Raw genomic sequence first — 14,510 nt, forward strand, 5'->3', positions numbered from 1 at the left:
GAGATACAGCTACTGTCTGGTGTTTCAGGGGGATAAATCAGTCTTTGTAGTTTGTACTTTGAGCTCTGTGAAAGGCGCTTTGTATTCTGTGCAAGGTACGTGGATTCGCTGCTGGGCGACCCGTAGCGCCTTTAGTGGCAGACCAGGGTCGAGACGGTGGCGCCGTGCTTAAGCCAGCACCAGTCGTTTAATCTCCTGCAGCGTGGAAATTCCCTCCATTGGCCACTTGCGCGAAACCGCCAATTCGCCGCTGGCGTTGGCATAGGTTAGCGCCTCGCTCACCGGATGACCGGCCAGCAGCAGGCTGACAAACGTTGCGCCGAAACAGTCGCCGGCGCCAGTGGGATCCACCAGCGGCGTCTGGTAGCCAGCGACATGTTGCTCCTGCAGCTCACCTTGCAGCCACTGATAGTGGCTGGCGCCGTTGCCACCGCGCTTGATGGTAACATGCTGCACGCCTCCCGCCAGCAGGTCGGCCACGATAGCCGCCTCCGACTGATTGCGGCCGTGGTCGAAATACGTCATTTCCCCTTCGCTTGGCAAAAAAATATCGGTGTATTCCAAAATGTAGTCGAACGCCTGGCGCATCTCGGGGATATTCATCATCTCCTTGCGGATATTGGGATCGAAGGAAACGGTTACCTGATTGGCCTTGACTATCTGTATCACCTTACGCATGGCGTCAATGATACGAAACGAAAATAGCGACGACCCCATAATATGAAAGTGCTGGCAGCGCTCAAGCAAGGCGGGTTGAATATGGTCTGGGGAGAGAGGAAACCGCAGGCGCTACTGGGAATATTAAAGATAAAATCCCGCTCGAGGGGGGGCCGATAACTGACAAACGCGGTGCCGGTGGGGGCTTTATCCACCCGGGTGATGCCTTCGGTTGCCACCCCCTCCTGGCGCAGCCGCTCGATATTAAGTTCGCCGAAATCGTCGTTGCCGACGCAGCCGAACAACAGCGAGCTGAAGCCCAGCCGGGCGACTTGCGCGGCGAAGATGTCGGGCGCGCCGCTGGGATAGGGGCCGAGGAACTCGCCGGGCCGGGTGAAGCCCTGGTTATAGTTTTTACAGAGAAATTCTACCAGTAACTCACCTATAGTGCAGATGCTCACAGACATAGCGTCCCCTTAATCACCAAGTAGAATCCCGATTAGTCCAGGTAAAACACTCATTATTGCTGTAGCGGATGATGAAATCCGACTCGAACAACTGTTGTTGATAAAATCCGTTCACCGCGCCGCAGGTCACTAAATTGTCCAACTGGGTCAATTGCCCAGCCGGCGCGTGATTACCCTCGGGCGGCGGATAACCGGTGACCAGCAGTGTTTTCATCTGTGTATTGTCGAGCACCCGCTGGTAATGCGGTGCCAACTGTGGCAGCTCGCCGCTGAGGGCGCCGGTGGCATCCAACGATGTGGCCTGTAAAATACAGTGTGAAAGCGTGTAATGTTGCACGACGCTGTCCAGCGTTTTGCCGACTAGAACATGGCGGTTGCGGATCAACTCACTGCCCGCCAGGATTATCTCGCCATCGATAAACTCATCCGCCAGCAGGGCATGGTGAAGATCGTTAACGATAAGCCGCAGCTTTTTCCGACCGCTCAGCAAGGGGATAATCTTGCGGGTAATGGCGCCATGCCCCACAAACAGCGTGTCCCGATCGGCCACCAGGCGGGCGCAATGCAGCGCCATTTCCAGTTCCGCGGCGCGGTTGGGCACCTCGCCGGCCGGCGGTGATACACGCTGTGGCGCGATGGCGGCGGAAATGGCCCCGCCAAACGAGCGTTTCAAATAACCTTGTTGTTCAAGGTAGGCCAAATCGCCGCGAATAGTGACGCCGGAGACGCCCAGCTGTTCACACAGGCTTTCCACCCGTATCTCTCCCTGTTTTCGTAAAATCTCAGCGATTTTAAGTCGCCGCTTCAATAAGTTGGATGATTTTCTCGGCACGGTGCCATCCTGGATAAGCGGTAAATAGCCTCACTATAGTCCGCAAACTTTCCAATTGAAAGTTTCAGGCGACCCGAGCCGATGCCCGGAGGGGCGCAGGGGGCCACCCAACCGTGTTGCGCTGCCGTTGGCGATGGCTTCCCGCACGGTGCGCCGGGCAGGTATTGATTATTAGAAAATGAAATTAATAATAACCATTAATAATCATTGTCTTAAATCTTGATAATTGTACCATCGCCGCCTGGACAACAGTCTTTTTGCCCCTTTAGGCGTGGGTACCGGGGGTGGAGAAGCGAGGTCGAATCGCAAAAAAGAGTAACTCTTTCGTTTTACAATAATCATTATTTACGTTTTGTAAGCATTATGCTTAAATTTGATCGCTGTCACGCCATCGCCGCGACATAACCCTTATATTAAGTTTCAATTTAAAGGTTATTATGATTTTCTTGCGGCTTATAAGCAATTCACAGGCGCCGCATGCGGCAAAAGTGCGGATGGGTGTCTCTTGTTGCGCCGCTAATCGTTAAGGAGAAAGCGACATGTCAGTTATCTCCAGCAAATACCCGCTGCTGAAAGCACAACGTGAAGGTTATGCCGTGCCGGCATTCAATATCCACAATCTTGAAACTTTGCAGGTGATTGTGGAAACCGCGGCGGCGCGGCGTTCGCCGGTCATTTTCGCCGGCACGCCCGGGACATTCACTCATGGCGGCACCAATAATTTGGTGATGATAGCGCGCGCTTGCCGCTGAATATCGCCAGCCGCTGGTGATGCACCTTGACCATCATGAAACGCTGGCGGATATCAGCGCGAAGGTTCATGCCGGAGTTCGCTCGGTGATGATTGACGGTTCCGCGCTTTCCTTTGAGCGCAATATCGCGCTGGTTCAATCGGTCGTGGCATTCAGTCACCGCTTTGATGCCAGTGTCGAGGCAGAATTGGGTCTGCTCGGCGGCGAGGAGGACGATAAAGTGGTGGCGGACCGTGACGAATTGTTCACCTCCCCGGAGGCGGCCGCGGCATTCGTTAGTCGTACCGGTATTGACTCGCTCGCCGTGGCGATCGGCACCGCCCATGGGCTGTATAAAGCCGCGCCGCAGCTGGATTTCGCCAGGCTTGAGAAGATCCGCCAACGGGTCAGCGTGCCGTTGGTGCTGCACGGCGCGTCCGGCCTGGCCGATGAGGATATCCGCCGTGCCATCGGTCTGGGCATTTGCAAGGTCAATGTGGCGCCCGAGCTAAAAATCGCCTTTTCCGGTGCGTTAAAATACTACTTGCTTGAACATCCCGACGCCACCGACCCGCGCCATTATATGCCACCGGCGAAACGGGCGATGCAAGCCGTTGTCGACAAAGTGATTACCCTGTGTGGCAGCGAAGGCAAAGGATAAATCAGGTGAGTGTAGACAAACTGATTACCCTGTGCGGCAGCGCAGGTAAAGGATAAATCAGGTGAGTGTCGACAAACTGATTACCCTGTGTGGCAGCGCAGGCAAAGGATAAATTAGGTGAGTTGCACCTTATTGCTGACGGCCGCAGGTTGGCAACTCAATATCTCAGCGCAATGGCCGATAATAAAACGGTGGCGGCGGGAGCGCGAAGGTATTTATCGTTGCTAACAATGGCGAGGTTAATCGGGCCGAGCATAGGTTGGCACAACGCACAGGGCTGCGAATGCTTTTTTTAAACCCTCACTCTGCGTTAAGTCATTTGAGCAATTATGGCCGGCGCTGAAAATAAAGAAATAATATAATTATAAAAAAATAATTTAATGAATGATGTCTATGGCTATTAACTATCGGCTATCGATTATCCGTTTTCGATGATTGGCAACCGAGCACCGGTGCGGCCGAGGCCTATCATTCTTGCGCGTTGCGTCAAGCGCTTTCGGTAACCGGCCAGCGTGGCGGTGCCCCGGGTAAGGTGGTGCGCTGAGTAAGGTTTTGTCTCAGGGCCGTCGGCCTGTCCGTCCGGCCTAACTTCTTTAGTCACGGCGTCAAGCTGTGGCTGAATCGTCGCGTATGTTGCGGCGCTAACGACATTGAGGTCTATAAAACATGAAGCATGCCACTCTTATCGGCGCCCTATTGGCGGCGTCTTTATCACTGTTAATGCAGAATGCACAGGCGAAACACTACCTAATAGGCGCCTCGCTGCTGACTCAGCAGCATCCGTTTTATATTGAACTGGCGAATGCCATGAAAGCCGAAGCGCAACGAGAGGATGTGACGCTTAATATTTCAATAGCCAATCAAGATCTGAATAAACAATTATCGGATGTTGAGGACTTTATAACCAAAAAGGTCGACGCCATCATTATTTCACCGGTCGATTCACGCGACGTCCAGGCGGCCATTATCAAAGCGGAGAAAGCCGGCATACCGGTAGTCAGCGTTGATGTGGCCGCGGAAGGGGTACCCGTGATAAGCCATGTAGCGACCGACAATTATGCGGGTGGCGTAGAGGCCGGCCGGTTGATGGGGAAACTGCTCAACGGCAAAGGCGATGTGGCTATCATTGATTATCCGGCGCTGCAGTCGGTGGTTGCGCGGGTAGATGGTTTTAAAAAGGGTTTGGCCGCGACACCCGCAGTGAAGATTGTCGCGATTCAGCCGGGTATCACCCGCGCCGAAGCGCTGACCACCGCGCAAAATATCCTGCAGGGACACCCTAAACTGGACGGTCTGTTCGGTTTCGGCGATGACGCGGCGCTGGCCGCGGTGATCGCGGCGAAGTCGGCGCGCAATGATCACATCAAAATCATTGGCTTAGACGGTATGCCGGAGGCGCGCAAAGCGGTGGATAACGACCCGATTTTTGTCGCCGTTATCCAGCAATACCCGGACCAAATGGGCAGCAAAGCCGTAGCGGCGACCGTCGATTATCTCAACGGCAAAACGGTGCCGAAAACCATTGCCGTGGCCCCTGGCGTCTATCAAAAACCTTAACGGAAAACGCACTGACCGGCGTCGACCGGGCAGACAAGGCCCGGCCGGCGCCTGGCCGCAGGCCTCAGTAACCGGAGAGCATGATGTCGGACATTCAGCTGGAAGTACGCGATATCGCGAAAACATTCGGTGCCGTAGTGGCACTGCAAAGCGTCAGTCTGACGTTACGCCGCGGCAGGGTGCATACGTTGCTGGGGGAAAATGGCGCCGGCAAATCGACGCTGATTAAGATTCTTGCCGGTCTGTACTCCCCCGATCGGGGGGCTATCGTTGTTGACGGCCATGCCGTGACGATACGCAATCCCGCTCATGCCCGCGCGTTAGGCATCGCCACCGTGTTTCAGGAATTGAGCCTCAGCAACAATATGACGGTAGCGGAGAATATCTACGCCAACCATGAGCCGGCACGGTGCGGTTTTATCCGTAATAGCCAAATGGTGGTCGACTGCCGGCGGCTGCTGGCGGAATTAGGCATTGAGGCTGACCCGCATCAGCGGGTGGGGCGCTGTCACTGGCGCACCGGCAATTGGTGGAAATTGCTAAGGCGCTCAGCTTTCCAGCCTCGGTGGTGATTATGGATGAACCAACGTCCTCGTTAAGCGACGGCGAGGCCGCTATTTTATTCGGCATTATTGACCGCTTGAAAGCGCGTGGCTGCGCGCTGGTGTATATCTCCCATCGCATGGATGAAATCATGGGTGTGTCCGACGATATTACGGTCTTACGCGACGGTAGCTGTATTGCCACCCATCAGCGTGCCAATACCACTATCGCGCAACTCATCGCGCAAATGGTCGGTCGTGAAATGAAACATGTCTTCCCGCCGCGGTTAGGGGGTAGTCCTGACCCCGGCGCTGTGCCGCTGCTGGAGGTCAGGCATCTCAACCGACCGGGGCAGTTTGCCGATATCAGCTTCAGCGTCCGGCCGGGGGAGGTGCTGGGATTTTTTGGCCTGGTCGGCAGCGGGCGCAGCGATGTGATGAAGGGCATTTTCGGACTGACCCGATGCGAGGGCGACATTCTCTTGGCGGGTAAACCGGCGACTATCCGCTCTCCCGGCCAGGCCATCGCTCAAGGGATTGCGTTCGTCACCGAGAATCGAAAAGAAGAGGGGCTGGTGCTCAGTCACGATGTCAATCTCAACCTGCAACATATTGCATTTCAGCATGCCGGCCCGCTGATTAACCGGCGCCGGGAGCGGCAGACCACCCGGGAGGCGATTAGGCGGATGAAAATTCGCGTCAGTTCCCCTTATCAACGTGCCGGTACGCTAAGCGGAGGCAATCAGCAAAAAATCGTACTGGCCAAATGGCTGCAAAAAACCCCACGGGTATTGATTCTTGATGAACCGACGCGGGGCGTCGACGTGGGCGCGAAGTATGAAATCTATCAGGCGGTAAGCCAATTGGCGGCCCAGGGGACGGCGATTGTATTCATTTCCTCCGAACTGCCTGAGGTGATGGCGCTAAGCGATCGCCTGGTGGTGATGCGCGCCAAACGCATCGTGGACATTTATCCCTGTGCACAGTTAACCCCGGCCCAGTTCATTTCCGCCGCTACAGGAGTCGCATAAATTAGTGACAAAGCTCTCCTTTCTCCCGGACACCAGCGTGATGGTGCCGGTGCCGGCTTTATCCGCGCCGCGAAGCAGTATGGCGGCATCGTCGGCGGCCTGGTGGCCCTGGTGCTGTTGTTCAGCTTGCTAAACGGCAGCTTTTTTACCGCCAATAATCTGACTAACATCGTGTTGCAGGTGTCGATTATTGCCATTACCGCCTACGGCATGACCTATGTGCTATTGCTGGGCGATATCGATTTGTCGGTGGGCGCCACCATCGCCCTGGTGGGGACCTTCGCCGCGCTGGGCCTGTCGTTTGACGTTCCTTTGCTGCTGGTGCTGCCGATGGCGATCGTCGCCGCACTACTGTTGGGTTGCATTAACGGTGCCCTGACCGCGTTGGCCGGTATTCCTTCTTTTATCGTCACCGTCGCCACCATGGGGATTTTCCGCGGCGTGGCCTACATCGTCACCGATGGGATGCCGGTCATGATAAGCAGCCCGGGTTTCCTGGCGCTGGGCAACGGCGAATGGCTGCTGATTCCGGTACCCATCTGGATCCTGGCTCTGCTGTTGGTGGTTAACCATGCGGTGCTCGGCCGCACGACCTTCGGGCGCAAAATCTATCTGACCGGCGGCAACCGGGAAGCGGCGCTATATTCCGGCATCAACGTGACCGCTTTGCGCATCAAGGTGTTCATGATAACCGCGCTGATGGCGGGCATCAGCGGGCTGATTCTTGCGTCGCGCTTGTACTCCGGCCAGCCCAACGCGGCGCTCAGCTATGAGCTGGACGCCATAGCCGCGGCCGTTTTGGGCGGTACCAGTCTTGCCGGTGGCTATGGCACGGTGATCGGCACCATGATTGGCGCGCTGATTATCGGCGTCATCAACAACGGGATGAATTTGATGAATGTTCCCTATTTTTACCAAATGGTAGTGAAGGGGATGGTAATCCTGGTGGCGGTCTATGTCGACGTCAGAAATAAAAAGAAACGCGGTTGACCGGGGCGGCTTACAGCAAAAAAGAAGGAAATAGGGTGATGAACAGTATCTATACCATTGGTGAAGTACTGGTGGAAATGATGGCGGCTAACATCGGCCAGGGATTTACCCATCCTGGCGTTTGGCACGGTCCCTATCCCAGCGGCGCACCGGCGATTTTTATCGATCAGGTCAGCAAGCTCGGGGTGTCCGGCGGCATTATCAGCTGTGTCGGCGATGACGGTTTCGGCCGGCTCAATGTCGACAGGCTGGCCGCGTGATGGCATCGACACCCGCGGCATTCGCATGCTGGCCCAGGAAAGCACCGGCAGCGCCTTTGTCGCCTATCAATCCGGCGGCGAACGGGATTTCATTTTCAATATCAAGCATTCCGCCTGCGGCCGCATTTCGCCCCAGCAGGTGGCGGAAACGCTGCCGGCAGAGTGTCGTCACCTGCATGTCATGGGCTCTTCGCTGTTTTCCTTCCAGATGGTGGATGCGGTGAAAGAGGCCGCTGAGCAGGTAAAAGCGGCCGGCGGCACGCTCTCTTTCGCCCCGAATATCCGCAAGGAAATGCTGGCCATACCCGAAATGCGCGATACGCTGCATTTCATGCTTGAGTTGACCGATTGTTACCTTCCCAGCGCCAGTGAGGTTTTGTTGCTGTCGCCGGCCAACGACGTGCAGGGGGCCATAGACTGGTTTTTACAAAACGGCATCCGGGAAGTGGTCGTGAAGCGAGGCCGTGATGGCGCCAGCTACTACAGCGCCGAACAAACGCTCCATGTGCCCGGCCACCCGGTTATTGAAGTGGATCCTACCGGCGCCGGCGACTGTTTTGGCGGTGCATTCATCGCCTGTCGCCAGCGCGGTTTCAGCGTAAGCCAGGCGCTGTCTTACGCCAACGTCTGCGGCGCTCTGGCTGTCACCCGCCAAGGCCCCATGGAGGGCACCTCCAATCTTACGCAAATCGAGGCGTTTTTGCAGCGGCAGACGCCGGTTTCCGATAATCACAGAATTCAGGAACGTCAATGAAAACCTTAATAGCTCGACACAAACAGGGTGAACACCTGGGCATTTGTTCCGTGTGTTCTGCCCATCCGCTGGTGGTAGAGGCGGCGCTGCGCTTTGATCTGCATAGCGAGCGCCAGGTCTTGATTGAAGCCACCTCCAATCAGGTTAATCAATTTGGCGGTTATACCGGCATGACGCCGGCGGGCTTTCGCGATTTTGTTCAGGCCATTGCCGCCCGGGTCGGCTTTCCGCTTTTCCGTTTGATCCTGGGCGGGGATCATCTCGGCCCTAACTGCTGGCGCTATGAACCCGCTGAGGTCGCGATGGCGAAAGCTGCGCAGCTGGTGGCCGACTATGTGCGGGCGGGGTTTTGCAAAATTCACCTTGATGCATCAATGCCCTGCCTGGACGATCCGGTGCCGTTGCCGCCGGAAACGGTCGCGCTGCGGGCGGCGCAGCTTTGCGCTGCGGCCGAGGCCAGCGCCAGCGACGCCCAACGGCAGGCGTTGTGCTATGTCATTGGTACCGAAGTGCCGGTCTCCGGCGGCGAGGCGGACACAATAGGCAAGGTGCATGTGACCACGACCACCTCCGCGCAGGAAACGCTAAGCCTGCATGAAACGGCCTTCCGCCGGCTGGGGCAGGCGCAGGCGTTTGGCCGTATCATCGCCCTGGTGGTTCAGCCTGGGGTGGAGTTCGATCACAGCAATATCATTCACTATCGCCCGGCCGCCGCCCAGGCGCTGTCGCGCTTTATCGCCACCACGCTATGGGTGTTTGAGGCCCACTCTACCGATTATCAGACCCCGCAGGCGTTAGCACAGCTGGTGCAGGACCACTTTGCCATCCTGAAAGTCGGACCGGCGCTGACATTCGCTTTACGCGAGGCGATTTTCAGTTTGGCGCTAATGGAAAAAGCGTTGGTGCCGACAGAACGGCAAAGCCATATTCTGGCGGTGATCGACAGCGTCATGCTGGATGAGCCAAAATATTGGGAACAGTATTACCATCCGCGCCACTCCCAGGCGATGGTGGATTTACACTACAGTCTGTCCGATCGCATCCGCTACTATTGGCCGCAGGATCGCATCGCGGCGGCGCTGCGCCAGTTGATTGGCCAACTGAGCGCCTGCCGTTTGCCCCTTGGCATGTTAAGTCAATATTTCCCGTTACAATACCGGCGGGTGGTGGCGGGGGAATGCCGTGCGGATCCGCACAGTCTTATCATGGACAAAATCCAGGATGTGCTGCGGGATTACGCCTATGGCTGCCGGCCGCAGGCGGTCGCAGAGCCGGAGGTGCACGCGCTGTCGCGCTAAGGAGTAACGCCGGGGCTTGAACACGCCGTGGCGCTTAAAGCTGACGTTAGGGCGTTAGCGCGACCGCTCCGGGTATCGGTAGCGCAATGAGTGGGGCACTTGGCGTATCAGGGCCTATCGCGCGGGGCCGGGATCGGTTAAGGAATGACGTTAGGGCGTTAGCGCGACCGTCCCGGGTATCGGTAGCGCAATGAGCGGGGCACTTGGCGTATCAGGGCCTATCGCGCGGGGCCGGGATCGGTTAAGGAATGACGTTAGAACGTTAGCGCGACCGCCCCGGGTATCGGTAGCGCAATGAGCTGGGTACCTGGCGTATCAGGGTATATCGCGTGGGGGGCGGGATCGGTCAAGGCAAGTAGCGCGCCGGGGCCAGAATGGGTATAAGGAAAGCTGGCGCCGGGCGCATGCGGGAGAGCTTTTTTGTCCGCGCGGCGTGTGCGAACGTCGCGCTATGGCGGCTTTTGCCACGCGCGTAGCGCCTGTCTGGGCGGGCGCTTTGACGCTTCATTACGCGCATTATCGCTGACGAGATATAATAAATACGTTGGGCTGAAAAACGTAGCGCCAAACGTCATTATCTTTCTCGGGAGGCGGGATGCTGGATCATTTTGGCGGGAAGGAAAGCGAGAGCGAACGGCGCAACATGATTGATGCGCTGGCGCGCGGAGAGCAGGCCGGTATCTTTAACCTGATAACCGCGCTAACGTGTAAAATCCTGGCGGCGCCGACCAGCTTGATAACGTTCGTCGGGCAAGAAAAACAGGTAATTTATGCCAAACATAATTTTCCGCTGGATGAAACCCCGCGTGAGGATTCATTCTGCCGTTTCGTGGTAGACGCGCAACAAACGCAGGTGGTCAATGACGCCCGCCAGGATGCGCGTTTCAGCCAGAACCCGCTGGTGCAGGGCTTTCCCAATATCCGGTTTTACGCCGGCACGCCACTGGTCACCAAAAATAATATCGCCATCGGTAGCCTGTGTATCATCGATTATCAGCCGCGCACCCTGAACCATCACGAACGGGAGCGGCTGGAAGCTCTCGGCGCCATGGTCACAGCGTTCATGCAAGAAACCCATCGGCTGGGCCTTATCGATCCTGTGACGCTGTTACCCAACCGGCAGCGGCTTTATGATGAACTGGCTGAGCTAGATGAGCGCGTGCCGCGCTACGGACTGGCGCTGGTGGAAACTACCGAGATCGTCCGCCTGTATGATACCGCCAAAGCGTTCGGTATCGCGATGGTAGAGGCACACATCCTAGCGGTGGCGCAGCGCATGAGGGAGGCGCTGGGAGCACGCTATCGTCTTTACAGCGTGGCGTTCGGCCGGTTTTCCATACTGTATGATGAGAAGGACACCGCCGATCTTTTGGACAACCTTCGCCGTTTGCGCACCGCGTTAAACGCCGGCTATGAGCGGTTTTATACCCTGACGTTTGAACTGAACACCGGTTTAACCCGCTTTGATACGGCGACCCGTCCCCAGCCGCAGCAAATTCTGCGCGAATGCATGAGCGCGCTGCATGACGCCGTGAGCAGTAAGCAGGGCGTCATGCGCTATCATCCCGATAACGACCTGACGCAACAGCGGCTGACTACCATTGTGCAGGACTTGACCAAACGTATCTCGTCGACTGCGGGGTTTGCCATCCATTATCAGCCGAAACTGAACCTGCGCACCGGCATGATTGAAAGCGCCGAGGCGCTGATTCGCTGGCGGCATCCGCAGTTCGGCGACATCTCGCCGGCGGAGTTTATCCCGGTGGCGGAAAAGTCCGGGGCGATTTCCGCCATCACCCGCTGGGTGCTGCGCGAAGTGCTGAAACATATGGCGCTGTGGCGTGAGCAGGGCTGCCCGCTGGCGGTATCGGTCAACGTCTCGGTTCAGGATCTGGCCAGCGCTCGTTTCCTGCGGCTGATGCGTGAACTGAGAAAAGCGTATCCGCAGGCGGCGGCGCAGCTGGAATGTCTGGAAACGCAGGAAATATTGCATAACGAACGGGCATTGACCCACCTTGACACACTTAAACGCGAAGGTTACCGCATCGCCATTGATGATTTCGGCGCCGGTTACAGCAATCTTGGCTATTTGATTACTATTCCGGCGGACGTTATCAAGATCGACCGCTCGCTGATAAGCAATATGGCGGTCGATGCGCGTAATCGGGTGATATTAACCTATCTTATAAAAATGCTGCATGATCTGCATTATCAGGTGATCGCCGAGGGGGTCGAAGACCAGGAGACATTTGACGAAGTCTCTGCGTTGGGGTTTGACGGTGCGCAGGGTTTTTATATTTCCCGTCCGCTGCCGCTGGCGGCATTGGGTCAGTATATGGCAACGGTAGGGCAGCCGTGGCGCAGGGAAACAGACGCGGCGTCGCCGCTCTGAGCGCCGGCGCATACCCGTCTCAACTGTGGACGCCGTCGGGCGGCGATGCGCTGGCCAAAAGCGTTGTGACGCGCTGTTCCGATAACGCATTCGAGAACAATGGGCCCTGAAGTTCGTTACAGCCGACCTGCGCCAGCGCGGCCCGTTTTTCTTCACTGTCCACGCCACGGGCGGTGACCGACACGCCCATGGCATGCCCCAGACGGATGACCGATTCGATGATGGCCGCCGCATTGTCGTCCTGACCCATATGCTGGATAAACGAGGGGTCGATTTTGATTTTATCCACCGGGAATTGGTTGAGGTGCCGAATGCTGGAGTAGCGGACGCCAAAATTTTCCACGGTAATTTTAAAGCCGTTGGCCCGCAGCGATTGCAGGATGCCGAGGGCGTAATTGTCCTGGTTAAATAAAACGCTTTCGTTAACGCCCAGTTAGATGCGCGACGGGTCGCATTGCTGCACCTGGAGAATCGCTAAGACGCGCTCGACGAAATCCGGGCTGTAAAAATGCACCGGCGTGATGCTCACCGCGATAAATCGGTCCGGCCATTGCTGGGCAATGCGGCAGGATTGGGTCAGCATCCACTCCCCCAGAGCGATGCTTAAGCCGCTCTCTTCGGCCGTCAATAGTAACTGCGACGATGACAAATAGCGGTGCTGCGGGTGCTGCCAGCGTAATTGCGCCTCGAAGCCGACAATCCGCTCCCCGGTGATATCCACTTGTGGCAGGAAATGCAGCGACAACGCCTCTGGCAGGCGTAGCTCAGCACGGAGATCGCGCGCGATCGCTTCGCGCGCGCGCAGCGACTCGTCCTGGGATTGCTCGAACCACTGGAATCCGTCGCGGCAGCGGGACTTGGCGGCGTACAGGGCGATGCCGGCTTTGCGTTTCAAATCCTCTTTTTCGATAGCATCCGTCGGCGCCAGCGCCACCCCGATACTGACACCGATAAAAATATCGTGCCCGCCGAGATGAAACGGCTGCTTGACGGCATCAATAATGTGTAGACCGAGCGCCCGCACATCTTGCCGCGCCTTGACGTCGCGTTGCAAAATCATGAATTCATCGCCACCGGTACGTGCCACCAGACAGCCTTCGCGTACCAGCGTGGACAGCCGCGTCGCCACCGCTTTAATAAGCGCGTCGCCGCCGTGATGGCCCCCAGGCTGTCGTTAACCTGCTTGAACCGATCCAAATCCAACGCCAGCAGTGCCGTGCAGTCTGATTGGCGTGCGGGGTAGGCCAGCGCTTGCGCCAAGCCATCGTCGAGCATCGCCCGGTTGGGCAAGCCGGTGAGCACATCGTGATAGGCGACGTGCAGCGCCTGTGCCTCGCTCGCCTGCAGCGCAATCACAGTTTGGCGCAGACGCAGCGCCGATTGCCAGATGGCGCGCATCATCCAGGCTATCACGGCAAGCAGCAGCACCGCGACCGGCAGTATCACGGGCCAGGTAGCGCGCAGTACTTCGGCGCCGGGATGCTGTGGCCGCCAGCGGATAGCGCTGACCGGCTGTCCCTGCGGGTCGATAAGCGTCAGGGCGGTCTCGCGACGGTTCTGAGGAGTAGCGCTGAAGCGTAAAGGATTAAGCAGGTGGCGATGGCTTAACGCGTCGATGAAGGTGGCGTCCAGCGGCACCACGCTAAGCAAATAGAACACCGGGCCGGTGGCACCGGCCGGCGCACTCACCGGGCTTACGGCGATCACCACCGGTTGATCAGCAACACGGGCAAAGGCGGCCAGACCGCGCGGCACCAGATGCAGCGCCGGCGTCAGATGTGCGCTATTCGCGCGCGCCGCCAGCGGGGCATTTTGCGGCAGGCGGGACGCGGCAGTAATAAGCGGTGCCGCCAGCGGCAACAACGGCAGCACCGCCTGTGGCGCAAACCCCTGGCCGTTCACTGCGGCGTAAATACCCTGCCGGTGGGCGTTAAGCAGATACACCTTCTGATGATGGAATACCGTAAACAGCCAACCGCCGATATTTTCGTCCAGCCAGTGGCGGTCGGGGGCAGGCCGGGTGAGTTGTGCGTAAACCGGTGGCCAGGCGGCGATGCTGTATTGTTGCACCGCCAGTTCGTGCAGCTGATGCTCGCCGCCGCGGCGCTCAGCGTCAGGAGCAACACCAGCAGTAAATGGAATGAAACATTTTTGTAGTAAGTGCGGCGAAATCCCTCGGGTAAAGCCATACGATTATTCAACTGTCAATGTTTCCTGTCGCGCTGCAGCGGCTGCGGGTCTTGGTAATATCACACCCCTTAGGCTAGAAGAGGCTAACCGTTTAAGCCAGTTTTGTTCGCCTGCGGCTATTCTGACGCAGCGCGTTGCCGCGGCGGCG

Annotated in this window: 8 protein-coding genes and 4 pseudogenes; 8 read left to right on the plus strand and 4 right to left on the minus strand. The window is 57.4% G+C overall.

Translation table 11 applies throughout. From position 1 onward, the window contains the following. Positions 1-168: 168 nt before the first annotated feature. Both JZM24_RS13550 and JZM24_RS13555 read right to left on the minus strand, forming a co-directional pair. Positions 169-1,124 (minus strand): annotated as a pseudogene (locus tag JZM24_RS13550) (sugar kinase). Between the two features lie 13 nt (positions 1,125-1,137). Then, positions 1,138-1,956: a DeoR/GlpR family DNA-binding transcription regulator gene (locus JZM24_RS13555; RefSeq protein WP_312885018.1), complete on the minus strand. Its 819-nt coding sequence runs from the start codon at positions 1,954-1,956 to the stop codon at positions 1,138-1,140. Between the two features lie 539 nt (positions 1,957-2,495). On the opposite strand from JZM24_RS13555, the pseudogene JZM24_RS13560 reads away from it, so the two are divergent. The 8 genes and pseudogenes from JZM24_RS13560 (at position 2,496) to JZM24_RS13590 (ending at position 12,172) form a co-directional block, all read left to right on the plus strand. After that, positions 2,496-3,348 (plus strand): annotated as a pseudogene (locus tag JZM24_RS13560) (tagatose bisphosphate family class II aldolase). Positions 3,349-4,014: 666 nt separating this feature from the next. Beyond that, positions 4,015-4,905 carry a substrate-binding domain-containing protein gene (locus tag JZM24_RS13565; RefSeq protein ID WP_215670312.1) on the plus strand — a complete coding sequence of 297 codons (891 nt, stop codon included), beginning with the start codon at positions 4,015-4,017 and terminating at the stop codon, positions 4,903-4,905. An 83-nt stretch (positions 4,906-4,988) separates the two neighbouring features. Beyond that, positions 4,989-5,477, plus strand: coding sequence for an ATP-binding cassette domain-containing protein (locus JZM24_RS18770; RefSeq protein ID WP_246580061.1), 489 nt, complete (start codon positions 4,989-4,991; stop codon positions 5,475-5,477). Positions 5,478-5,479: 2 nt separating this feature from the next. Next, positions 5,480-6,478 (plus strand): sugar ABC transporter ATP-binding protein, encoded by a 999-nt coding sequence (locus tag JZM24_RS13570; protein ID WP_246580062.1) that lies wholly within the window; start codon positions 5,480-5,482, stop codon positions 6,476-6,478. 60 nt (positions 6,479-6,538) lie between these two features. After that, a complete protein-coding gene (locus JZM24_RS13575) occupies positions 6,539-7,468 on the plus strand; it encodes an ABC transporter permease (protein ID WP_312885045.1) in 930 nt (309 codons plus the stop codon). 38 nt (positions 7,469-7,506) lie between these two features. Further along, a pseudogene (locus JZM24_RS13580) lies at positions 7,507-8,482 on the plus strand (sugar kinase). Beyond that, complete coding sequence (gene gatZ / locus JZM24_RS13585; protein WP_215670314.1) at positions 8,479-9,780, plus strand: tagatose-bisphosphate aldolase subunit GatZ; 1,302 nt, start codon at positions 8,479-8,481, stop codon at positions 9,778-9,780. Before JZM24_RS13580 ends, gatZ begins: the two are co-directional and overlap by 4 nt. Positions 9,781-10,375: 595 nt before the next feature. Beyond that, positions 10,376-12,172 carry a bifunctional diguanylate cyclase/phosphodiesterase gene (locus JZM24_RS13590; protein ID WP_215670316.1) on the plus strand — a complete coding sequence of 599 codons (1,797 nt, stop codon included), beginning with the start codon at positions 10,376-10,378 and terminating at the stop codon, positions 12,170-12,172. 19 nt (positions 12,173-12,191) lie between these two features. On the opposite strand, the pseudogene JZM24_RS18775 reads toward JZM24_RS13590, so the two are convergent. After that, a pseudogene (locus tag JZM24_RS18775) lies at positions 12,192-13,301 on the minus strand (putative bifunctional diguanylate cyclase/phosphodiesterase). Beyond that, a complete protein-coding gene (locus JZM24_RS13605) occupies positions 13,229-14,344 on the minus strand; it encodes a CHASE4 domain-containing protein (RefSeq protein WP_312885046.1) in 1,116 nt (371 codons plus the stop codon). The pseudogene JZM24_RS18775 and the gene JZM24_RS13605 overlap by 73 nt, the downstream one beginning before the upstream one ends. Positions 14,345-14,510 lie beyond the last annotated feature (166 nt).

It is taken from the genome of Candidatus Sodalis endolongispinus, assembly GCF_018777395.1.
Lineage (GTDB): Bacteria > Pseudomonadota > Gammaproteobacteria > Enterobacterales > Enterobacteriaceae > Sodalis_B > Sodalis_B endolongispinus.